Annotated in this window: 23 protein-coding genes; 20 read left to right on the top strand and 3 right to left on the bottom strand. The window is 68.2% G+C overall.

What is annotated here, in order from left to right:
- The first annotated feature begins 27 nt into the window (after positions 1 to 27).
- The 13 genes from moxG to EOE48_RS10845 all read left to right on the top strand — a co-directional run bounded on the left by moxG (position 28) and on the right by EOE48_RS10845 (position 9,500).
- Positions 28 to 624, top strand: a complete 597-nt coding sequence (gene moxG / locus EOE48_RS10905) for a cytochrome c(L), periplasmic (RefSeq protein WP_127728834.1) — start codon at positions 28 to 30, stop codon at positions 622 to 624.
- A 98-nt stretch (positions 625 to 722) separates the two neighbouring features.
- Positions 723 to 1,013: a methanol dehydrogenase [cytochrome c] subunit gene (locus tag EOE48_RS10900; RefSeq protein ID WP_127728832.1), complete on the top strand. Its 291-nt coding sequence runs from the start codon at positions 723 to 725 to the stop codon at positions 1,011 to 1,013.
- Between the two features lie 73 nt (positions 1,014 to 1,086).
- On the top strand, positions 1,087 to 2,118 hold the full coding sequence (locus EOE48_RS10895) for an AAA family ATPase (RefSeq protein WP_127728830.1): 1,032 nt from the start codon (positions 1,087 to 1,089) through the stop codon (positions 2,116 to 2,118).
- Complete coding sequence (locus EOE48_RS10890; protein ID WP_246154141.1) at positions 2,115 to 2,957, top strand: DUF58 domain-containing protein; 843 nt, start codon at positions 2,115 to 2,117, stop codon at positions 2,955 to 2,957. The genes EOE48_RS10895 and EOE48_RS10890 overlap by 4 nt, the downstream gene beginning before the upstream one ends.
- Positions 2,958 to 3,079: 122 nt before the next feature.
- Positions 3,080 to 3,952 carry a nonribosomal peptide synthetase MxaA gene (locus EOE48_RS10885; protein ID WP_342791832.1) on the top strand — a complete coding sequence of 291 codons (873 nt, stop codon included), beginning with the start codon at positions 3,080 to 3,082 and terminating at the stop codon, positions 3,950 to 3,952.
- Positions 3,953 to 3,960: 8 nt separating this feature from the next.
- Complete coding sequence (locus tag EOE48_RS10880) at positions 3,961 to 5,007, top strand: vWA domain-containing protein (protein ID WP_127729049.1); 1,047 nt, start codon at positions 3,961 to 3,963, stop codon at positions 5,005 to 5,007.
- Positions 5,004 to 5,603 carry an MxaK protein gene (locus EOE48_RS10875; protein ID WP_127728824.1) on the top strand — a complete coding sequence of 200 codons (600 nt, stop codon included), beginning with the start codon at positions 5,004 to 5,006 and terminating at the stop codon, positions 5,601 to 5,603. Before EOE48_RS10880 ends, EOE48_RS10875 begins: the two co-directional genes overlap by 4 nt.
- Entirely contained in the window at positions 5,600 to 6,595 is a 996-nt protein-coding gene (locus tag EOE48_RS10870) for a vWA domain-containing protein (protein WP_127728823.1), read from the top strand. Before EOE48_RS10875 ends, EOE48_RS10870 begins: the two co-directional genes overlap by 4 nt.
- Positions 6,596 to 6,598: 3 nt before the next feature.
- Entirely contained in the window at positions 6,599 to 7,150 is a 552-nt protein-coding gene (locus EOE48_RS10865) for an SRPBCC family protein (protein WP_127728822.1), read from the top strand.
- Positions 7,147 to 8,085, top strand: coding sequence for a YncE family protein (locus tag EOE48_RS10860; protein ID WP_246154131.1), 939 nt, complete (start codon positions 7,147 to 7,149; stop codon positions 8,083 to 8,085). The genes EOE48_RS10865 and EOE48_RS10860 overlap by 4 nt, the downstream gene beginning before the upstream one ends.
- Positions 8,082 to 8,615, top strand: coding sequence for a hypothetical protein (locus tag EOE48_RS10855; RefSeq protein WP_127728821.1), 534 nt, complete (start codon positions 8,082 to 8,084; stop codon positions 8,613 to 8,615). The genes EOE48_RS10860 and EOE48_RS10855 overlap by 4 nt, the downstream gene beginning before the upstream one ends.
- 55 nt (positions 8,616 to 8,670) lie before the next feature.
- On the top strand, positions 8,671 to 9,150 hold the full coding sequence (locus tag EOE48_RS10850; RefSeq protein ID WP_127728820.1) for a response regulator: 480 nt from the start codon (positions 8,671 to 8,673) through the stop codon (positions 9,148 to 9,150).
- A gap of 59 nt (positions 9,151 to 9,209) precedes the next feature.
- Entirely contained in the window at positions 9,210 to 9,500 is a 291-nt protein-coding gene (locus EOE48_RS10845; protein ID WP_127728819.1) for a hypothetical protein, read from the top strand.
- A gap of 13 nt (positions 9,501 to 9,513) precedes the next feature.
- Here the strand turns inward: EOE48_RS10845 and EOE48_RS10840 are convergent, their stop codons facing one another.
- Together EOE48_RS10840 and EOE48_RS10835 are read right to left on the bottom strand one after the other, a co-directional pair.
- Positions 9,514 to 10,320, bottom strand: coding sequence for a trypsin-like peptidase domain-containing protein (locus EOE48_RS10840; protein WP_127728818.1), 807 nt, complete (start codon positions 10,318 to 10,320; stop codon positions 9,514 to 9,516).
- Between the two features lie 123 nt (positions 10,321 to 10,443).
- Positions 10,444 to 10,824: a hypothetical protein gene (locus EOE48_RS10835; RefSeq protein ID WP_127728817.1), complete on the bottom strand. Its 381-nt coding sequence runs from the start codon at positions 10,822 to 10,824 to the stop codon at positions 10,444 to 10,446.
- 792 nt (positions 10,825 to 11,616) lie between these two features.
- Between EOE48_RS10835 and EOE48_RS10830 the strand changes: the two genes are divergently transcribed.
- From EOE48_RS10830 to EOE48_RS10805, 6 genes are all read left to right on the top strand, one after another.
- Positions 11,617 to 12,258 carry a QcrA and Rieske domain-containing protein gene (locus EOE48_RS10830; protein ID WP_127728816.1) on the top strand — a complete coding sequence of 214 codons (642 nt, stop codon included), beginning with the start codon at positions 11,617 to 11,619 and terminating at the stop codon, positions 12,256 to 12,258.
- Between the two features lie 41 nt (positions 12,259 to 12,299).
- Positions 12,300 to 14,078: a PQQ-dependent dehydrogenase, methanol/ethanol family gene (locus tag EOE48_RS10825; RefSeq protein ID WP_127728815.1), complete on the top strand. Its 1,779-nt coding sequence runs from the start codon at positions 12,300 to 12,302 to the stop codon at positions 14,076 to 14,078.
- 1,676 nt (positions 14,079 to 15,754) lie between these two features.
- Positions 15,755 to 15,901, top strand: coding sequence for a hemin uptake protein HemP (locus tag EOE48_RS10820; protein ID WP_246154128.1), 147 nt, complete (start codon positions 15,755 to 15,757; stop codon positions 15,899 to 15,901).
- The gene (locus EOE48_RS10815) at positions 15,898 to 16,785 is read left to right on the top strand and encodes a heme/hemin ABC transporter substrate-binding protein (RefSeq protein WP_127728813.1); all 888 of its coding nucleotides are present in this window, start codon (positions 15,898 to 15,900) and stop codon (positions 16,783 to 16,785) included. Before EOE48_RS10820 ends, EOE48_RS10815 begins: the two co-directional genes overlap by 4 nt.
- Before the next feature lie 13 nt (positions 16,786 to 16,798).
- Positions 16,799 to 17,845, top strand: coding sequence for a FecCD family ABC transporter permease (locus EOE48_RS10810; protein WP_127728812.1), 1,047 nt, complete (start codon positions 16,799 to 16,801; stop codon positions 17,843 to 17,845).
- Positions 17,838 to 18,668: a heme ABC transporter ATP-binding protein gene (locus tag EOE48_RS10805; RefSeq protein WP_127728811.1), complete on the top strand. Its 831-nt coding sequence runs from the start codon at positions 17,838 to 17,840 to the stop codon at positions 18,666 to 18,668. The genes EOE48_RS10810 and EOE48_RS10805 overlap by 8 nt, the downstream gene beginning before the upstream one ends.
- 112 nt (positions 18,669 to 18,780) lie before the next feature.
- Here EOE48_RS10805 and EOE48_RS29815 read toward each other — a convergent pair whose 3' ends face one another.
- Complete coding sequence (locus tag EOE48_RS29815) at positions 18,781 to 19,056, bottom strand: hypothetical protein (RefSeq protein ID WP_246154127.1); 276 nt, start codon at positions 19,054 to 19,056, stop codon at positions 18,781 to 18,783.
- On the opposite strand from EOE48_RS29815, the gene EOE48_RS10800 reads away from it, so the two are divergent.
- Positions 19,034 to 21,001 (top strand): TonB-dependent hemoglobin/transferrin/lactoferrin family receptor, encoded by a 1,968-nt coding sequence (locus EOE48_RS10800; protein ID WP_246154125.1) that lies wholly within the window; start codon positions 19,034 to 19,036, stop codon positions 20,999 to 21,001. The two genes, EOE48_RS29815 and EOE48_RS10800, sit on opposite strands and share 23 nt — an antisense overlap.
- The last annotated feature ends 3 nt before the right edge of the window (positions 21,002 to 21,004 follow it).

The following is a 21,004-nucleotide window of genomic DNA, read 5'->3' as shown; positions in this document are numbered from 1 at the left end:
CGGTCCCTCGACTTGAAGCGAGCGTTCATGATCCAGCGTAGGACCGCCCTCGGCGCCAGTCTCGGGCTCGTCATCCTCATCGCCGGCCTCGGTGCCCTGCCGCGCGCCACCACGGCGCAGAGCAGTGCCGTCGACCTGCGCAACATCGTCACCGGCGAGAAGCTCGACTTGAGCGACGTGCTGCCGGAGGGCAAGGACACGCCCGGCGTGAAGCAGTTCCTCTCCACCGGCCACAACCCCTACATCACCGATGCGAGCTGCCTGAAGAAGGGCGAGCAGACCTTCCTCGCCGCTTGCTCCGGCTGTCACGGCCACATTGGCGAGGGCAAGATCGGCCCCGGCCTCGCCGATAATTACTGGACATATCCCCAGAACACGACCGATGCCGGTCTGTTCTCGACGGTGTTCGGCGGCGCCAACGGTCAGATGGGGCCGCACAACGAGAGCCTGACCATCGACGACATGCTCCAGGTCACCGCCTGGGTCCGTCACCTCTACACGGGACCGGTCAAGGACGCCGAGTGGCTGAACGACGACCAGAAGAAGAAGTACACCCCCTACAAGCTCGGCGAGACTTTCCCCGATGATCCGCCCGGGATGTGCGCCAAAAGCGGCAAGTCCTGACGGCGTCCGATCCCGGGCCGCGGGCGCGGCTCGGGGTGTCACCGCCGGATCCGTGCGCCGGCCCCCGCCTCGAACACGATGACGACAGGAGGAAAACCATGCGCCTGACCCTTGCCGCCGCGACCCTCGCCCTGCTCGCCGGAGCGGCCGTTCCCGCGCTCGCCTATGACGGCACGAAGTGCAAGGCCGCCGGCGATTGCTGGGAGCCCAAGCCCGGCTTCCCCGACAAGATCGCCGGGACGAAGTACGATCCCAAGCACGATCCCAAGGAGCTGAACAAGCAATCCGATTCCATTAAGGCGATGGAGGAGCGCAACAAGAAGCGCGTCGAGAATTTCAAGAAGACCGGCAAGTGGGAATACGACGTCAGCAAGATCGCGGCGCAGTAGATCCCTGTCAGCGCGGCGCCGTCTCGCGCCGCGCTCCCCCCTGCCTGCGACAGTCCCGGAGTCGTCGATCCGCATGAACCAGATCCGGCCGGCCGATGCGGCCCTGACCGACTGGCGCCAGGTCGCCCTGCGCTTTGAAGCGGAGATCGCCAAGGCGGTGATCGGCCAGGAAAGGGCGATCCGGCTCGTCACCATCGCGATCTTCGCCCGCGGCCACGTCCTGCTCGAGGGCGATGTCGGCGTCGGGAAGACCACCCTGCTGCGGGCGGTGGCAAGGGCGCTCGGCGGCGCCTACGAGCGCGTCGAGGGCACGGTCGACATGATGCCGGCCGACCTCATCTACCACACCTACCTCGCGGAGGATGGCCGACCACGGATCGAGCCTGGCCCGGTGCTGCGCCGGGCGGAAGACCTCTCGGTGTTTTTCTTCAACGAGATCAACCGGGCGCGGCCCCAGGTCCATTCCCTGCTCCTGCGGCTGATGGCCGAGCGCAGCGTGTCGGCCTTCAACCGCGAGTACCGTTTTCCCTATCTTCAGGTCTTCGCCGACCGCAACCGGGTCGAGCGCGAGGAGACCTTCGAATTGCCGGCGGCCGCCCGCGACCGGTTCCTGATGGAGATCGGCATGGAGGCGCCGACCGATCCGGGGATGCGCCGGCGCCTCGCCTTCGATCCGCTCTTCCACGACACCGATGCACTGATCCAGGAGGTCGCCCAGGACGTGATCGACCAGGCATCGGTCGCCGGCATCGCGGCGGCGATCCAGCACGGCATCCATGCGAGCCCGGCGCTCGAGGAGTACGTCGTCCGGCTGTGGTCGGCGATCCGGGAGCCGGGGCAGGCCGGCATCGCCCTGCCGGACGTCGCCATGGACGCCCTGGTCCAAGGTGGTGCGAGTCCGCGCGGCGTCGCCTTCCTGATTCGCGCCGCCCGGGTCCGGGCCTGGCTCGAGGGCCGCGACATGCTGCTGCCCGAGGATCTGCGCGCGGTCTTTCCCGAGACGATGGCGCACCGGATCTTCCTCGAACCGGTCTACGAGATGCGGCGGGAGAGCATTCTGCCGGCCCTGTGCCGGGCGGTGCTCGACAGGGTGCCGGCACCGTGACCGGGGACATCCTCTACCGGCTGCGCGGCCCTGCCGCCGGTCCGGGCCCCGGCGCCCACCGCTCGCGCGAGATCGGTGGCATCGGCGTCTTTCGCGACCAGGTGCCGTTCTGGCGCCACCCCGATGCCCGCCGCATCGATCTGCGGGCGACCCTGCGCGATCCGTTCGAGGGTACGGTGGTGCGCCGGTTCGAGGAGCGCCGGGCGCTGGAGGTCTGGGCGCTCGTCGACCTCTCGGCCTCGATGCGCTTTCGCGGTACGGGCGTGACCTGGGACCTGGTGACGGAACTCTGCATCGCGCTCGCCCGCTCGGCGACCCGGATCGGCGACGCCTTCGGGCTCATCGGCTGCGGTGCCGGGCCGGACCTGATGCTTCCGGCCTCGCGCCGGCGTGGAACCGCCGACGTGGTCGCGGACAGGCTCGCGGCGATCCGGCCCCGGGGGACGAGCGCCGACGGCCTCCTTACGGCGGCCTCCTCTCTCGCCGGACGGCGCAAGCTCGTGATGGTGGTCTCGGATTTCCGCCTGCCCGAGGCGCTGATCGGCGCCCTGTTCGCGCGGCTCCAGGGCCACGACGTCGTCCCGGTCGCCATTGAGGATGGCGCTCTCGATGAGGGCCTGCCGGCCTTCGGACTGATCGAGCTGGAGGACCTGGAAGGAGGCGGACGACGGCGGGTGATGATGCGGCCCTCGCTTCGCACGCGCTGGCTCGCCCGCGAGGCCGAGCGAAGGGAGTCCTTTCGTCGCCTCGCCCTCCGGCACGGAAGACCGCCCTATCGCCTCGCCGACCGCTTCGACGGCGACGATTTCTCCCGCCACCTGCTCTGGACCGCCGCATGAGGACGCGCGCAATCGAGCCGCCACGGGTTCCGCGGGAGAGCCCGGTCGTAGCGATGGCCGGACTCCTATCTGTTCTCCTCTCCGGTCTCTTGCCGTTGCCGGCCGAGGCTCAGATCGGGGCGGTGGTAGTGCGCTCTCCGCGGCCGTTCGGACTCTTCGTCGGCGACCGTTTCGGCGCCACGGTCGAGATCGAGGCCGTGGACGGCTTCGCGCCGCAAGCCGCCTCGCTGCCGAAGCCGGGGCCGCTGACCTACTGGCTCGACCTCACCGCGGTCTCGGTCGCGCCCGGGCCGGCGCGGGACGGGAACCGGCTCTGGCGCCTGTCGCTCACCTACCAGACCTTCTACGCGGCCCTCGACGTACGACGCCTCGACGTCCCGGCCTTTACCGTGACCTTCGCCAGCGAGGCTCCGCGCGCGACGACCAGCGCTGTCGCCGAGGTGCCGAGCTGGCCGATCGGCGTGTCGCCCTTGCGCGAGATCCAGCCCCCGCCGGTCGCCGATCCGGTGGAGTATCTCCGGCCCGAGAGCCCGAATCCCCGCCGTGATCCGGCCTTGCCCGGTGCGCTCGCCTGGGCCTTCGCGGGCTTGGGCCTGGCGGGCCTCTTAGCTCTCGCCCGCGACCGGGCGTGGTGGCCATTCCGGCATCGGCCGGCTCGGGCCTTTGCGGCGGCCTGGAGGCAGGTGCGCCGGCAGGCCGTCCGCCGTGACGCCGAGGCCGCCTACCGTGAGGCGTTGCTGGCGCTCCATCGCGGCCTCGACCGCACGGATGGTCGGCGGGTGATGGGTGAGGATCTGGCAGGCTTCCTCGTCCGGCATCCCGCCTACGCCGCCCTGACCCAACCGCTCGACCGGTTCTTCCGGGCCTCCCGCGAGGTCTTCTTCGGACGCGATCCGTCGCTGGCGCAACGCGACTGGCCAATGCCCGACCTCGTCGCGACCGCCCGCCGCCTCGCCGCGGCGGAGCGGGCAGCGAATGCGGGAGGGCATTCATGACCGACTCCCTGACGGCTCTCGTCTCCCGCTTCGGGGTGACGGCCCCGGCCTGGCTGTGGCTGCTCCCGCTGGCGCTGTTGCCGCTTGCCGCGTCCGCGCAGAGGCGCATCCCGGTGCCCTCCCTCGCCATGGTCCCGGCCGATGGGCTGTCGCGCCTCGTCGATGCGGTACTGACGCTCGCCGGCGTGGCGGCGATCGGGTTCCTGGTCCTCGCCCTCGCCGGACCGCACCTCGTCGGCGAGAACCTGGTTCGGACGGGGGAGGGCGCGCAGATCTCGCTCCTCATCGACCGCAGCGGCAGCATGAATGAGACCTTCGCCGGCAGGCAGCCGTCCGGGCCCGAGGAGTCGAAGGCTGCCGCCTCGCGGCGGATCCTCGAAGGGTTCGTCGGCCGCCGGGCGCACGATCTCGTCGCGGTCTCGGCCTTCTCGACCTCGCCGATGGCGGTGCTGCCGATGACCGACCGCCACGACGCCGTGCGGGCGGCGATCCGGGCGATCGACCGGCCGGGCCTGGAGGCGACCAACGTCGCCCGCGGTCTCGGCCTGGCCCTGGCGCAGTTCGGCCCCGGCGCTCCGCAGGCCGCGCGCGTGCTGCTGCTCGTCTCCGACGGGGCGGCGGTCATCGATCGGCGCGTCCAGCCCCTCCTGCGGGAGGAGTTCGCGAAGACCCACCCGACCCTGTACTGGCTCTTCCTGCGCACGGCCGGCTCGCCGGGCCTCGGCGACCGTCCGGGAGGTGAGGACACGCCGCAGGCGGCGCCCGAGCGTCATCTCGACCTGTTCTTCAAGAGCCTCGGCGTGCCCTACCGCGCCTTCGAGGCCGAGAGCGCGCAGGCGGTGGAGGAGGCGATCCGCGAGATCGACCGCCAGGAGCGTAAGCCCATCTCCTACACCGAGCGGCGTCCGCAGCGCGATCTCACCGGGTTCGCCTACGGCCTCGCCGCCCTGGCCATGGGGCTGCTCATCGCGGGCAAGCTCGCCGAGACCGATCTGGCGACCCGAACGTCCGCGTCCCGCCCGGCGGCCTCCCGCGAGACCAGGCGCGCCGCATGACCGCCACTCGTCGTTCCCTCGCGCGCGTCCTGCGGCGGGCCTGGGGGGCCGTTCGGCCGGCCCTGCTCGTCGCCCTGCCGCTCGCCGGCGCGGCAGGCGCGCTCGCCTGCTCCGGCCTGGTCTGGCGCGACGGGAGCGCCAACCGCGCCATCGCGGCGCTCGAGGCCGGCCACGACCGTCCGGTCGCCGCCGATGCCGTCCCGGAACTACTGCTGGCCCGCATCCGGTTCCTCGCCGCCCGCGAACGCCTCGACGAGGCCGAGCCGCTGATCGCTGCCCTCGACGGCAGTGGCTCGCCGGCCCTGCGTGCGCTGGCGCAGATCGCGCTGGGCAACGCGCGGCTGCGGCAGGCCTTCGCCAAGCTGGAAGCGGGCGACTTGGAGCCGGCCACGCCGCTCGTTGGGCTCGCCCGGCAGGCCTATCGCCGCGCGCTGACGCTCCGGCCCGAGGCCTGGGATGCCAAGTTCAATCTCGACGTCGCCTCGCGCCTTGTGCGCGACTTCCCCGAGCGTGGGCGCGAGCAGGGCGAGGAGATGCCCGCCGACCCGAAGAAGATCTGGACCGACATCCCGGGCCAGCCGCGGGGGCTGCCGTGATTCGGGCTCCCCTCGTGCGGCTACTCGGCCATACGCGCGAGCGGCTGCTCGCCGGTGCGCTCGCCCTCACGGCTCTGACGGGCGTCGCGCCGCACCTCTCCATCACGGGGCAGCGCGTCGAGGCCGTGGTGGTGATCGACATCACCGGCAGCATGAACACCCGCGACGAGCGCCTTCGAGGAAAGCCCGTGAGCCGGCTCGACAAGGCCAAGGCGGCCTTGCGGGACCTCGCGGCGTCTCTCCCTTGCGGCTCGCGCCTCGGCCTCGGCCTGTTCGCCGAGCGGCGCACCTTCCTGCTGTTCGAGCCGATCGAGACCTGCGCCGATTTCGCCGCCCTCGACGGCGCCCTCGCGGGTCTCGACTGGCGCATGGGCTGGGAGGGGGACAGCCGGGTTGCCGCGGGCCTGTTCCGGGCGATCGGGCTGGCGGCGGATCTCGGCAGCGACCTCGTCTTCGTCACCGACGGCCACGAGGCGCCGCCTCTGCCGGCCCGCGGCGGTCCCGCCTTCGAGGGCAAGCCCGGCGCGGTGCGCGGGCTGATCGTCGGCGCCGGCGGCCATGCCCCGTCGCCGATCCCGCGCTACGACGACCGAGGCCGCGAGATCGGCTTCTACGGGGCCGACGACGTGCCGCACGAGAACCGGTTCGGCCCACCACCGCCGGATGCGGAGACGCGCGAGGGCTACAACCCACGCAACGCCCCCTTCGGCGCCACCGCCGCTCCCGGCCAGGAGCACCTGTCCTCGGTGCGCGAGTCCTACCTGCGCGGGCTCGCGGCCGAGACCGGCCTCGCCTATGCGCCCCTCGACGTGCCGGGGGGCCTCGCGGGCGCCCTCACGGCGGCGGCGACGCCGCGGACGCGCCCGGTCCGGCTCGACCTGCGCCCCGCCCTCGGCGGCGCGGCGCTCGCCGCCCTCCTCGTCCTGTTCGGTCTTCTGCCCTGGCACGCCCGCCTGCGCGAGACCGTCTCCCGCCTTCGTCACGGAGCGTAAAGCATGCGTCGGTTCCACGATTCCCTGTTCGGCGGCCTCCTCGTCGCGGCGACGTTCGGCGTTGCGCCGGCGGCGCTTGCCCACGGGCCGACCCCGCAGAAGATCGAGGCCACGGTCACCATCGCGGCCCCACCCGACAAGGTCTGGGCGGTCGCCGGCAAATTCGCGGGGATCGCTGGCTGGAACCCCCTCGTCGCGAGCGGCACGAGCAAAGGCGACGGCACCAAAAATGGCGACACCCGAACCCTGACGCTCAAGAACGGCGGCGTCCTGCACGAGAGCCTCGACGAATACGACGCGGCCCGGCGCAGCTACTCGTACCGCCTCGATGATCCGGACCTGAAGGCCCTGCCGGTCTCGTCCTACTCGGCGACCCTGACGGTGACGCCGGAGGGTGCGGGCAGCAAGGTCGCCTGGTTCGGGCGCTTCTACCGCGGCGATACCGGCAACGAGCCGCCGGAGGAACTGAGCGATGCGGCCGGCCGGGCCGCCATGAAGGCCTATTTCGAGGCGGGGCTCGCCGGGCTGAAGGCCAAGGTGGAGGGCGGCCCGTGAGGGCGCTCCTCCTCACCGTACTCCTCTCCATGTCGGCCTTCGGGCCAACCGCTCTCGCGGCCGAGATCTACGTCGCGAGCCAGGATGGCGGGGTGGTGTCGCGCATCGATCCCGCTGCCCCCCGGGTCATCGCCACCATCCCGGTCGGGCCCGGCCCGGCAGGGCTTGCGGCGGGGCCGGGAGGACGGGTCTACGTCACCCATCCCGACCACAAGGCGATCTCGGTGATCGACGGGCCCGCCGGACGGGTGATCGCCCGCCTGGACCATCCGGGCTCGCCCTTCGGCATCGCCGCCGCCCCCGACGGATCCGCGCTCTACGTCGGCGACTGGCGCCGGGGCGAGGTGGTGCGGCGCGATCCCAGGACCGGCGAGGCCGCCGGCCCGGCCGTGCCGGTCCCCGATCCCGCCGGCCTCGTCCTCGACCGCACCGGCGCCCGCCTCTACGTCGCCGACCGCGAGCATCGCCGGATCGTCGCGATCGACACGGCCGGGATGCGGGTATTCGGCGCCGCTGCCACCGGGGAGGGTCCCTTCGCCGTGGCGTTGAGCCCCGACGGGGCGCGGCTCTACGTGGCGAACGTGCGCAGCAACGACCTCACCGTCATCGACGCCCGGACGCTCGCCCAAATCGCCACCGTGCCGGTCGGGACGATGCCCTACGGCGTTGCCGTGACGGTGGATGGGCGCACGGTCGTGGTGAGCCGCCAGCATGCCGGCAGCGTCGCCCTTCTGTCGGTCGACCGCCTGGCACCGGACGGCGAGGTCGCGGTCGGCCGTTACCCCGAGGGCGTGCTGGCCCTCGAGGATGGCCGCGTCGCCGTCGCCAACTGGTTCTCGGGCGATCTCTCCCTCGTCGATCCTCGCTCACGCCGGGAACTGGCGCGGCTGCCCCTGGCGGACGGCCCCCGCGGCCTCGCGGTCTCCCTCCGATGAGTCTCGGATCGGCCGCCGAGAGGGGATCCGCCGCCCTCGTCCTCGTGGTGCTGGCGGCGTGCGGCGACGAGCCGGCCCGGGAGGAAGCCCGTGACGAGCCTCCTGCCGCCATCGTCGCCCGTCGCGACGACGGCGCCCGGTCCGACTGGCTGACGCCGGACGACCGCACCGATCCCGCCCGCTGGCTCGCTGCCCGCGCCGCCGGGCGGACGTCGCCGCCGGGCGATGCGGCCGTGGCGAGCCTGCAGGCGGCCTTGGCGCGGGCCCGGCCGCACTTCATCGAGGATCCGCGCATGATCGCCAACCGCACGGCGCAGGTGGCCAGCATGATGACGAACGCGCCGGCGCCCGACACGCTGATCGCCGGGCTGACAACGGTCGCGGCTCCCACCGGGCGTCGGCAACTCTACGGCAGTCTGTGCCAGCAATACGTGACCCTGCGGGCCGGCGGAGCCGACCATGACGCGGCCCTCGATCGCCTCCGGAGAAGTTACGGGACGCAAACCACCGGCGTGCCGACGGCCCGGTGAACGACTGGCCTGCGGGTCGGATGTCTGCCCATCACGCACAAGGGAGATGAACGCCATGCCCGACAGCAGCGTCCTCGTCGTCGACGATCACCCTGTCATTTTAAGGGCTTGCGGCATGGTGTTCGAGGAAGCCCATGCGGCCGTCTACTGCGCGAGCGATGTCGAGGAAGGCTATCGCTGCTTCGTTGCGAACCGGCCCGCCGTCGTCGTGGCGGACCTAACGTATCGCGACGGCTCCCTCTCCGGGCTCGCGCTGATCGCGCGCATCCGCGCCCTCGCGCCGGAGGCGCGCATTCTCGTGTTCAGCATGCACGATGATCCGACCGTCGTCGCCCGAGCTCTGGCCGCCGGGGCGACCGGCTACCTGCTCAAGGACACCACGACCTCCGACCTGCTGGCGGCCTTCCATCGGGTGCGCGCAGGGATGTTATCGATCGACCATCGCCTCGCCATCGCGCGACGAGAAGCGATGCCACATCGGTTCCGCCAAGATATCCGCCAAGATACCCGCCACCACACACGGAGCCTGTCTTGATCCTCCATGCCATTTCGTTGTTCGCTCTCGTCCTCACGGCGGCCGAAGCCGCCGAGGGCGTGAGTCCAGCCGATAAGGTCGCGGTCAGCAATGACGCCGTCAAGCTCGCCGGGTTGGTCCGGTTCGTGGCCGAATCCTGTCCCGGCACGACGCCCGACTACGCCCGGTTCCGCGAGGTGGTGGAGCGGCTCGGCACCGATCTCGCGGCTTTGTCCCACGGCGAGGCGCTGATCCGCTCGGCCGCCTACACCCAGGCCTACCAGAAGGACCCGGAGGCGAGCTGCCGGCGGGCGCAGGAGAGTTTCGGTCCGAACGGAACGGTGGTGCCGGGCCTGCTCGGTCCCGGCTGATCGGGCCGATTGCTCACCGGGTGCGGCGGACCGCGTCGCGCAGGGCATCGACGAAGGCGCCCTCGAGCAGCAGGGCCGAGCCGTAATGGAACTCGCCGTCGTAGGGGCGGCGGGAATTCATCGACAGGGACGCGCTTTGCATCGCGATCAGGCGGCCACCGGCATCGAACAGCCCGGAGCCGGATCCGCCATAGCCGTTGTTGCAATCGTGCCGGGCCTGCCGGATGCCGTCCTCGCCCGGCGGGTCGATCTGCCGGATGGTGCAGGCCTCGAGGCTGGTCGCGCTGCCGAAATTCTCGTGGCCGGCCGGCGAGACCATCGTCACCGCGATGGCCTCGCTGCCCGTTCGCAGCCCGGCCGGTGCGTCCGGGATCGGCTGCGCGACCGCTGTCGTGACCGGCTCCTTGAGGTGGAGCAGCGCCCAGTCGTCCGTGATGTGCAGCGCCTCCGCGCCGGGCCGGACCCCGAGTTGCAGGCTGTCCGGCTCGAAATCGTAGTTGCGGCCGGCGATCTGGAAGAAGCAATCCGCCACCGCGCGGGTGACCTCGAGCCGCCGGCTCCGGAAATTGTGGGCGTTGAGCATGACGACCCGCGGCCCGGCGATCAGCCAGGCGGCGGCGGCCCGCTTCGGCACGCCCGAGGCATCTCGGCAGAAGAGGATTCCTGCACCGGGGAACCTGGCGAAATCCGCGCCGGTCATGGCCCGACGGCTATCCTGCGGATAGAGCGCGGCCAGCCGTCCATCGCCGGCCGCCGCCGGTCCGGACAGGGCGGTGCCGACCGCGACCGCAGCCAAGATGCATCGTCCCGAATGGGTCATGGCCGCGACCGCCTCGAAGTCTTGCACAAAATCCGGCGCCGAGATATCTCAGCCCAGCTAACGCCAATGAAGAATGCCCGGTGCTGAAGCGTCAATCGGGAGCAGTGACGCGGCGTGGCGGAATCACTCGTGGGACACCAGGTTTCTGACGTGCGCGACCCGCTCGGCAGCTGGGAGCATGCGGGTGTTGATCGCAACCTGCTGGATGAGAAACTGGCCGGCGCCGACGATTTTGCCGATATAGACCGACACTGAATGCGTTCCTTTTGCCGTGCAGACGATTCGGATGCGCCTCGTCTTGCCGTCCTTCGCCTCACATTCCGTCCCATCGGCCGTGATGCGCCTGAACAAGGATGAGGTCTCTCCAACCGTCTGAGCGTCGATGGAGCCGTCCGATGTCGAGACGAGCAGCGGTCGACCGGCTTCGGTGAGCAAAGCGTGGCTCTCCCAATCGATGGCTCGGGTTTCGGTCGACCAGAATGCCAAGACGAGTGCTGGGATCATGTTTCGAAGTAACATGTCACCTCCATATTGAAACCTTCCGATGTTTGCCCGGGCGAGAATTGACAAAGGGCTATCCTGATTGTCTATGTGTGCAACTTTTCTCTCAAGGAATAAATTGCATATATCGATGCGGATTTCTGATGAGCGCTGGTTTCTGCCATCGGCCAACTCGTCCCCGGGGCGGGCGATCGAGGACCGCCAGCTTCAAAGATCGAAGTAGGATGTCCCTGTCCAACCGGGCAACGTTCTTCAAGGCTCATAGACGCTCGTCCCTCGGGACGAGATCGCAGCTGTGAGACATGAGCATCGATGATGCCGGTTATTCACGTCGAGCGAGTTCTGTATTTCACGCCATGAACAAGGGCCGGCACAGCGATCCTTGCCAGTTGACAGGCTGCCGGACGGCAGGGCCGTTACAAAGATGCGTTCGATGCAAGACGGTTAGTCTCGTTCATGCGCGCTTCCGAAAGATATTTCATGGCCGGCCGCAGCGTGCAAACAAAAACGAGCTGTGATAGTTTTATTATGATATTATTATCATAATGTTTCGTTCGATTTCTCGTATGTGAGCCGTTGCAATCTGGAAATTAGTGGTGCTACCGTTCGTCAAAGCGTCGGCAGTAAGCTTGTCGCCTGCACGATAACTAAAATTGTGAGGAAACAGGAGGGCTCTCCATGCGCCGAAGTCGCGCGGGGACCGCATGAACGTCTGCACGCTGCGCGGCCGCATCAGCGTCCGGTCGCAACGGCAGGCCGGATCCGCCCTACACGCCACGTCCCAGAGAGATCATCATGAGTGACGAGACCACGCAGGCGCCGTGTCCGTGCGAGTGTGCCGCCACGGGTTGGCCGCGACGGGACATTCTCACGGCCGCCATCGCGCTGCTCATGGCTCCGACAGCGACGGTCCTGGCGGCAGGAGAGCCGGGCGCTGGCGCGCCCCCCGCCAGGGCGCCCAATCCGAAAGCTCTGCGGCCTCAACCCGGCGACCGCTTCGCGTATCTCAGCGGCGAGAACAAGGACAAGCCGGTGATGGCGGCCGACATCAAGATCGGCGATCCGCCTCGCCTCGCCTATCCCGTCGATCCGGCCACCGAGACCATCCGCAGCGGGTCGCGCGTCAACCAAGTCCTGCTGATCCGCACCGATCCCTCCGCCCTCACGCCTGCCACGGCACCGCGGGCGGCAGAGGGCATCGTCGCCTACTCGGCGATCTGCACCCACAATGGCTGCCCGATCACCTTGCTCGACGGCGACAACCGCTCGGTGGTCTGCACCTGTCACGGTTCGCGTTTCGATCTGGCCGACAACGGTGCCGTCCTGACTGGTCCTGCCACCCGTCGTCTCGCCGGCCTGCCGGTGGCCGTCGCGGACGGTTTCGTCACCGTTGCAGGCGCGTTCACCGGCGCGCTCGGTGCAGCCACCTCACAATAAAAATTCAGCACGGGAACCGTGCGATATCGGAGGAAGACGCCATGTTGCGCTCGCTGTCCCTGGCTTTGCTCTCGACCGTCCTGATCCCGACACTCGGTTTGGCGGAGCCTTTGAAAAACTATAGCCCTGTTACTCAGGAACGGCTGTCCAACCCGGAGCCTGAGAACTGGCTGATGGCCAAGGGCAACTACGCCGGCTGGAGCTATACCCCGCTCGAGCAGATCTCGGCGAGCAACGTCAAGAACCTCCGCCCGGTCTGGAGCTACTCGACCGGCGTCACGTCGGGCCACGAGGCGCCTCCGATCGTGAACAACGGCGTCATGTACGTCGCGACCCCCTACAACCAGGTCATCGCGATGAACGCGAAAACCGGCGACTCGGTCTGGCGCTACAAGCGCGATTTTCCCGAGGGCTTCAGCGCTTTCCACTATACCAATCGCGGCGTCGCGCTCTGGGGCGACAAGGTCTTCGTCGCCGGCCTCGACTGCCGCCTCGTCGCGCTCGATGCCAAGACCGGCAAGGTCGTGTGGGACGTCGAGGTCTGCGACTGGACGCAGGGCGCCTACATCACCTCGGCGCCGGTCGCGGTCAACGGCAAGATCATGATCGGCCCGTCCGGGGGCGAGTTCGGTGTCCGCGGCTTCCTGAAGGCGTTCGACGCCGAGACCGGCAAGGAGGCCTGGACCTTCTGGGCCGTGCCGACCCCCGGCCAGCCGGGATCCGAGACCTGGCCGAAGGACGGGCGCTGGAAGGATGCCTGGAAGATTGGTGGCGGCACGATGTGGATGCCGGGGAACTACGACACCAAGAACGACGTCCTGTACTGGGGCGTCGGCAACGGCTCGCCCTGGCTCGGCGACCAGCGGCCGGGCGACAACCTCTACGTCGCCTCCGTCGTCGCACTGAATCCGTCGGACGGCAAGATCAAGAGCCACTTCCAGTATCACTGGAACGATTCGTGGGATTGGGCCGCGATGAACGCGCCGACCCTGATCGAACTCGACCGCGACGGCAAGAAGGTGCCGGCGATGATCAGCGCGCAGCGCAACGGCTATCTCTATCGCCTCGGCCGCTCCAATGAGGGTCAAATCAGCTTTCTCGACGCCCGGCCCTTCGTGAAGAATACGGTTTTCACCAGCGTCGATCCGAAGACGGGCCGGCCGACTTATGATCTTGCTGGCGTTCCGGGTACGGGCCGGGCCGGCACTTACTGCCCGAGCGTCTGGGGCGGCAAGGATTGGCCGTACGAGTCATTCAACCCGAAGACCGGGATGCTCTACGTCCCGTTCAACGACAACCATTGCATGAAATATGAAGGCAAGATCCAGGAGCGGATCCCGGGGCAGTGGTCCGCGGGCGTCGATATTACCGACATCAAGCTCCTCATCGATAAGGACGTGAAGTATATCGGCGGTATCCAGGCGATCGACGCTAACACCAACAAGGAAATATGGCGCGATACCTACGCCAAGTCATGGATGTGGGGCTCGATCCTGTCGACGGCGACCGATCTGATTTTCACGGGTGGCACGAGCGACCGGATGTTCCGCGCTTATGACGGCAAGACCGGCAAGGAGGTGTGGAGCTTCAAGACCAATTCTGGTATCATATCGCCTCCCATCAGCTATGCGGTCGACGGCAAGCAATATATCGCCATCGTCTCAGGGTGGGGTGTCGACTCGGCGCTGGTTCAAGGCATCATGGCTGACGAGCACGGCTGGGAGAAGGACATCCCGCAGGGTGGGACCGTTTGGGTCTTCGCAGTCGAAGATGACCAAGCGACCGGGAAACGGGCAGAGACAGGCAGTGGCATCAAATGACGTAATAATAGATCGTAGACGTCAGATGCCCGTCAATCGGACGACTTAAAAAATGCACTGCGTGAAGTTCGTATTATGTGCGACTTTCGCGCGGTACAGTTTATCTTTTTACTTAATTACAGATTGACGAATATTGCGTCAATAATCGAGGTCGCAAGACATTTTTCGTCATGCGCCAAATGCAATTGTCAGTATCATGGCCTTACTTTGCAATGTGCTAGCATGGCCCATTGCAGACTATTCTCGATACGGCTATCACTATCCTGAAATTGCGAGGAATTTGCAGCGAATGAGTAAAAACCGATCATATCATCGAGGTTGCAATATCAGATTGATATGATCGAGACATCTTGAATAGTCTTCAGCAGATGTCGCCAAAACAAAAAATGGCGAGAAGCCCATGACAACTTCTCACCAAACAGTTGAAGGTCTGATAGCGCTGAAAGATGAGAGCAGTCCGGCCTACGCCAAGGGGACGAGGCGTCAAGCGGCCGGACAGAAAAAGCCTCTCATTTCTAATTTCTCATAATTGTCTTATATTTCTAGGTGTGCGAGCCCGAAAGATTGGCGATCTACTCATTTTTCTCTTATACCCCGTCTCCCCTGTTTGCCGATTTTTCCCTTGGTCCTACTTCATGATATGATAGCGGGTCGCTGCGAGAATCGCCCAAGCGATCTCATGTGATGGGCAGGCCGGGTTGGCGCAGTCTGAACAGCTTCCCGTTGCAACCTGGCCTGCTGCCAAAGCACCAAAGTACCAAAGCATCTGTACGACGCTCAGCTCCTGCCGGACGCTTCACGCCGCCATTACACTGCTGTCGCTTCCGTCGATTGTTGGATTATGATTTCGACGGGATTCGGATGACATGGAGTTGCTCCTTTCTTCAGGAATAGATTGAATAGCTAGTTTTTGAACGCCTTGTGGCTCGCCTTGTCGAGTTCGATAATCGCCTCGAGACAGCGCCGCTGGATCGATTGGGACAAGGTAAGCAGTCTCCCTGCCGAAGCAGTTGCGGAACTGTCAGCATCACTTACTGTCAGCACCACTTGCGGCTCAGGTCTCGCTGCATTCTCACAGTCATCCACAAGAGCGCGTGCATCGAGACTTGGCTCGGTTGTGCCGCGGCGCGGGCACGTCGCGCATTCGCTCGTCGTCGTGATCGATCAAAGCCACGGCGGCGGCCCGCAAACGGTGCTCACGGTGGATCTCCGGGAGGGACCTTGGGATCGGCCGGCCTGGGTAGGAGCCGGCGGTCGCACGAGAGGGGAGGACTCGTGAGCGGCGCGGTGCGTCCCACCACCGATCCGGCATTTTTGGCACCGCGCGAAATCGACGCCACCCGAGCGCCGGTTGCTGCAGGCCGGCTGGAACACTCGCGTCCGGCGCGTCAGGATCGCTGACTGCCCGCTCGCTCCTGGGGCGCCGACGGCTTCTCCTGTTGGGCGGCAAGCGCCGCCGCTATAAGGGTCGAGGATCTCCGATCACTCGAAGCGCGCCACGTCAACCGCTCCGATGCAACGCATCTTGTGCAGCGGAGGACGATCTCCTAGGACGGGTTGTCATCAATTTTCCCATGTTTGAAATAGAATGTTTCAAACATACGGAACGCCTCAAAGTCTACGCCATGACAAAACGAGAGGATGTCGCCGCCGGCAACAGCGGTGGTCCTGAGGGTTTGGCACGCAACCGGCGGCCGGAGCTGCCCACCACGATCGCCTCGACCGTCCTGATGCATGGGGCCCGCGAGGTGACGATCCTGCATGCCGGCGAGCATTACCGGCTCCGGATCACCGCCAACAACAAGCTGATCCTCACGAAATGACCGACCGTTCCACTCCGCGGCTCTGGAGCCGCCGCGCCCTCCTCGCCGGCGTCGTTATCGGCGTCGTTCCCAGGGTTTCGCGAGCGGCCGAGCCGGCGGCCCGCATCGCCTCGCTCGGCGGTGCCGTCACCGAGATCCTCTACCGGCTCGGCGCCGCCGAACGTGTCGTGGCCGTCGATACGACGAGCCTCTTCCCGGCAAACGTCCTGCGCGAGAAGCCGAATGTCGGCTACCTGCGGGCCTTGTCGGCCGAGGGGCTGCTCTCCCTCGGCCCGGACCTCGTCATCGCCGCGGAGGGCGCCGGGCCGCCGGAGGTGCTCGCCCTGGTGCGGGAGGCCGGTGTCCCGGTGTCGATCGTCAGGGAGCCGCCGACGCCCGAGGGTGTCCTCGACAAGATCCTGACCGTCGGCCACCTCGCCGGCCTCGCGCCGGCGGCCGAGAGGCTGGCGGCGGAGGTCGGCGCCCGGTTCGCCGAACTGGCGCGAGCGCGGGCTCGGGTCGACAGGCGGGCCAGGGCCCTGGTGATCCTGTCCGTCGCGAACGGCCGCATGATGGTCGGGGGTCGCGGCAGCTCCGCCGACGGCATCCTGGCGCTCGCCGGGATCGACAATGCCGTGACGGGCTTCGACGGCTACAAGCCGATCGGCGACGAGGCCATCCTCGCGGCGGCGCCCGACGCCGTGGTGATGATGCAGAACGGGGCCGACGCGCCGAGCCCGGACGGCGTCTTCGCGCCCGGCACGGCGCTCGGACAGACCCCGGCCGCCGCCAGGCGCGCGCTCGTGGCGATGGACGGCCTCACCCTTCTCGGGTTCGGCCCGCGCACCCCGGACGCCGCGCGGGACCTGATGCGGGCGATCTATCCCGACCTGCCCCGTGACTAGGGCGCACGCGCCGATGCGGGCACGGCGGCGGAGCGGCCTGATCTTCGCCGCTCTCACCCTGCTGGTTGCCGCGGTTGCCATCCTCTCCGTCGGTGTCGGGGCGGTCCCGATCCCGCCGTCACGCATCTTGAAACTGGTGGCGCACGCGAGTGCCGATCCGGCTTCCGCGCGCGACGCTCTGGTCATCCTCAACATCCGCCTGCCCCGCACCCTCCTCGGCCTCATGGTCGGAGCAGGCCTCGCGGTCTCCGGCGCGCTGATGCAGGGGCTGTTCCGCAACCCCCTGGCCGACCCGGCCCTCGTCGGGGTCTCGGCCGGGGCGGGCCTCGCGGCGGCCACCATCATCGTGCTGGGCGACGGCGTTCTGCGGAGCCTCGGCCTTCCGGGACCTCTTCCCTACGCGGCCCTGCCGGCCGGGGCGTTCCTGGGCGGGCTCGCCGCGACGCTCGGCCTCTACCTCGTCGCGACCCGGTCCGGGCGGACCTCGGTGGCGACGATGCTGCTGGCCGGCATCGCCCTCGGAGCGCTCACCGGGGCGATGACCGGCCTCCTGGTCTTCGCCAGCAACGACCGGCAGCTGCGCGACCTCACCTTCTGGTCGCTCGGCAGCCTCGGGGGCGCCAGCTGGACCAAGGTCGCGGCGACGGCTCCGGCGATCCTGCCGGTCCTCCTCGCCGTGCCCTTCCTGGGGCGCGGCCTCAATGCCCTGGTCCTCGGCGAGGCGGAGGCCTTCCACCTCGGCATTCCGGTCGAGCGCCTCAAGCGCGCGGCGATCCTGCTCGTCGCCGTGGCCGTCGGCGCGGGCGTCGCCGCGGCCGGCGTCATCGGGTTCGTCGGTCTCGTGGTGCCGCACGCGCTGCGCCTCGTGATCGGCCCCGACCACCGCCGCCTCCTGCCCGCCGCCGCGCTGCTGGGCGGCGCGCTGCTCGTCCTGGCCGATGTCGCGGCGCGCCTCGTCGTCGCCCCGGCCGAGCTGCCGATCGGGATCGTCACCGCGCTCGTCGGGGCGCCCGTCTTCCTGTGGCTGCTGCTCTCCGGACAGAGAGGCTTCGATGGCTGAGCTGCCGCTCCTCGCTTGCCGCGACCTCGGCTTCACGACGGACGGGAAGATCCTCGTCCAGGGCGTCTCGCTGACGGTCGAGCCCGGCACGCTGCAGGTGATGATCGGGCCGAACGGCGCCGGCAAGTCCACCCTGCTGCGTCTCCTCTGCGGGGAGCTGCGCCCGACATCGGGCAGCGTGGCCTATGCCGGGGAGCCGGTCGCCGGGATCCCGGCCTGGCGTCTCGCGACCTTGCGCGCCGTGCTGCCCCAGCAGGCCCGCGTCGCCTTCCCGTTCGCGGTCGCCGAGGTGGCGCGGATCGGCCTCGACGGAATCGGCCGGGGGCTGACCCGCCGCGACCGGGAGGCGATCCTGGTGCAGGCCCTGAAGCAGGCCGACATCCTGCACCTTGCCGAGCGCTCCTATCCTGGCCTCTCGGGCGGCGAGCAGGCCCGCGTACACTTCGCGCGCGTGCTCTGCCAGCTGGCGGCCGGCCGCACGGTCGCCGCGGGACAGGTGCTGTTCCTCGACGAGCCGACGGCGAGCCTCGACCTGCGCCACCAGAGCGCGATCCTCGACGCCGTGGACGATCTGCGCCGCACGGGGGTCGGCGTGGTGGCGATCCTGCACGACCTCAATCTCGCGGCCGTCTATGCCGACACGTTGCTGGTGCTCGACGGCGGCCGGCTCGTGGCGCGCGGTGCCCCCGGTGCGATCCTGCGCGACGACCTGATCTCCGACGTCTTCGGCGTGCGATGGCCCGTCGGGCGGGTTCCGCCAGGCGGCAAGCCGTTCATCCTGCCGACCCGCCTGTTGCTCGGCGGCAACTCGCCGACAGGTTAGACGATCTGTCTGGAATGCTTATGAACGCGCGCCACCGTAACTTCGAGCTGTAACAATCCGGTTCTTCTCTTCATGCATTGACGCCGAGGCGGCCGGGCTCGCATGACGAGCCTCAGCCAGCCAGCTCTCCGCCAGCCAGCCAACCCTTCGACGTTGCGCCCTGCCTCGCGGAACTGGTGATGATCTCCCGCCGTCCCATCCTGTCGTGCCGCTCCGGTCTCCTGATCGGTGTCTCGCTTCTCTCCCTCGGCTCCGCCCACGCGCAGACCGCGGCACCGCCACCGGCGGCCCCTCTGGAGGCGCCGATCGCTCTCGACACGATCACGGTGACGTCGACGAAAACCGAGGAATCGGCGATCGACGTCTTGTCGGGCACGAGCGTGGTCACGCGCGAGCAGATCCGGCGCCTCCAGCCGAGCCGGCTGTCCGATGTGCTGCGCGACGTGCCGGGCGTGACGACGCAGGAGAACCAGAACGATCCGGCCCAAGCCATCAACATCCGCGGCCTGCAGGATTTCGGGCGGGTCAACGTGCTGGTCGACGGCGCTCGCCAGGACTTCCAGACCTCAGGGCACAGCGCCAACGGCGTCTTCTACCTCGACCCGGAACTCGTCGGCGGCATCGACATCACGCGGGGCCCCACCTCGACCATCTACGGCTCGGGCGCGATCGGCGGCGTGGTGGCCTTCCGCACGCGCTCGATCGACGACATCCTGACGCCGGACGAGACGGCCGGTGCGGTGCAGAAATGGGGGTTCGGCACCAACGGGCAGAGATTCCTGAACTCGACCGCTCTCGGCGCGCGCGTCGGCACCGCCGCCGACATCTTCGGCCAGTTCGTCTACCGCAACAACACGCCCTACCGCGACGGCCTCGGCAACCTGGTGCGCGATACCGGCAACGAACTGACCTCGGGCCTCGCCAAGTTCAACGTCCGGCCCGCCGACGGCCACGAGGTCAGCGGCACCGCCCTGATCCAGAACTTCGATTTCGCCAATAACGGCTCCAGCAACGCCGGCGCCCGCTTCGCCAACGCCGTCCAGGCCGACACCTACACCCTCGGCTACCGTTTCGCCCGCCCGGACGTGCCGCTGATCGATCTCAGCGCGAAGGGCTACTACACCACGACGCACAACACCCTGACCTTCCTGAGCGACACGGCGAGCGGCCTCTACGGCAATCTCGGCGTGCGGGCGGGCAACCAGATCAACTACGATATCGACACGTCGGGGTTCGACATCCACAACACCGCCCGTTTCGACACCTGGGGCGCGAGCCATGCCCTGACGCTCGGCGGGGACATGGTCTTCGACAGCGTCAGGACGACGGACCGGGCCGGTGGCTTCGGATCCGCTTTCACCCCTTCGGGAGAGCGCAACCTCGCGGGCGCGTTCGTCCAGGACGAGGTGCGCTACGCCTCCTGGCTGCGCGTGATCGGCGCGCTGCGCTACGACCGCTACGATCTCTCCGGCGGCGCCTACGGATCGAGCGGCGATCGCCTGTCGCCCAAGATCACCGTCGGCGTGTCGCCGTTCGCTGGCATCGAGTTCTACGCCACCTACGCCGAGGGCTATCGCGCGCCGTCGATCACCGAGACGCTGGTGCAGGGCATCCATCCGTTCCCGGCCTTCAACATCCTGCCCAATCCGACGCTCCGGCCGGAGGTGGCCCACACCATCGAGGGCGGCGTCAACCTGAAATACGGCGACGTGCTCCAGCCGGGCGACGTTCTGCGAGCCAAGCTCAACGTCTTCAACACTATCATCGACGATTATATCAACATCTCGCCGGTCGGACCGACCTATTTCGTCCCGGCCATACCCGGCATACCGGCGTCGATCTGCACGCGGCTCCCCGGACGGTTTCCGTGCGTGATCCCGGTGCAATCGCTCCAGTACCTCAACATCGCGCAGGCCGAGCTGTCCGGCGTCGAGATCGAAGGTGCGTATGACTGGGGCGGGGGTTTCGTCTCGCTCGCCGCCACGCACACCGACGGGCGCAACAAGGCGACCCGCGAGACGCTGCTGACCGTTCCCCCGGATCGGATCAGCGCGACGCTCGGGCTGCGCTTCCTCGACGAGCGCGTCACGGTCGGGAGCCGCCTCACCTTCGTAGACAGCCGCCTCGACGTGCCGGCCGGCACCACGATCCTGACGACGAAGGCCTACGCGCTCGTGGACTTCTTCGCCTCCTACCGCTTCGACGATCGCATCCGCGCCGACGTCATCGTGCAGAACGCCTTCGACAAGCGCTACACGCAGTACCTCAACCTGCTGCCGAGCCCCGGCCTGACGGCCAAGGCCGCGCTCAGCATCAAGTTCGCGACGCGGTGATGC

Origin of the sequence: Methylobacterium oryzihabitans (assembly GCF_004004555.2) — a bacterium.
Lineage (GTDB): Bacteria > Pseudomonadota > Alphaproteobacteria > Rhizobiales > Beijerinckiaceae > Methylobacterium > Methylobacterium oryzihabitans.
Note: the sequence above shows the minus strand (reverse complement) of the source record. Positions and strands in the feature narration are given on the sequence as shown.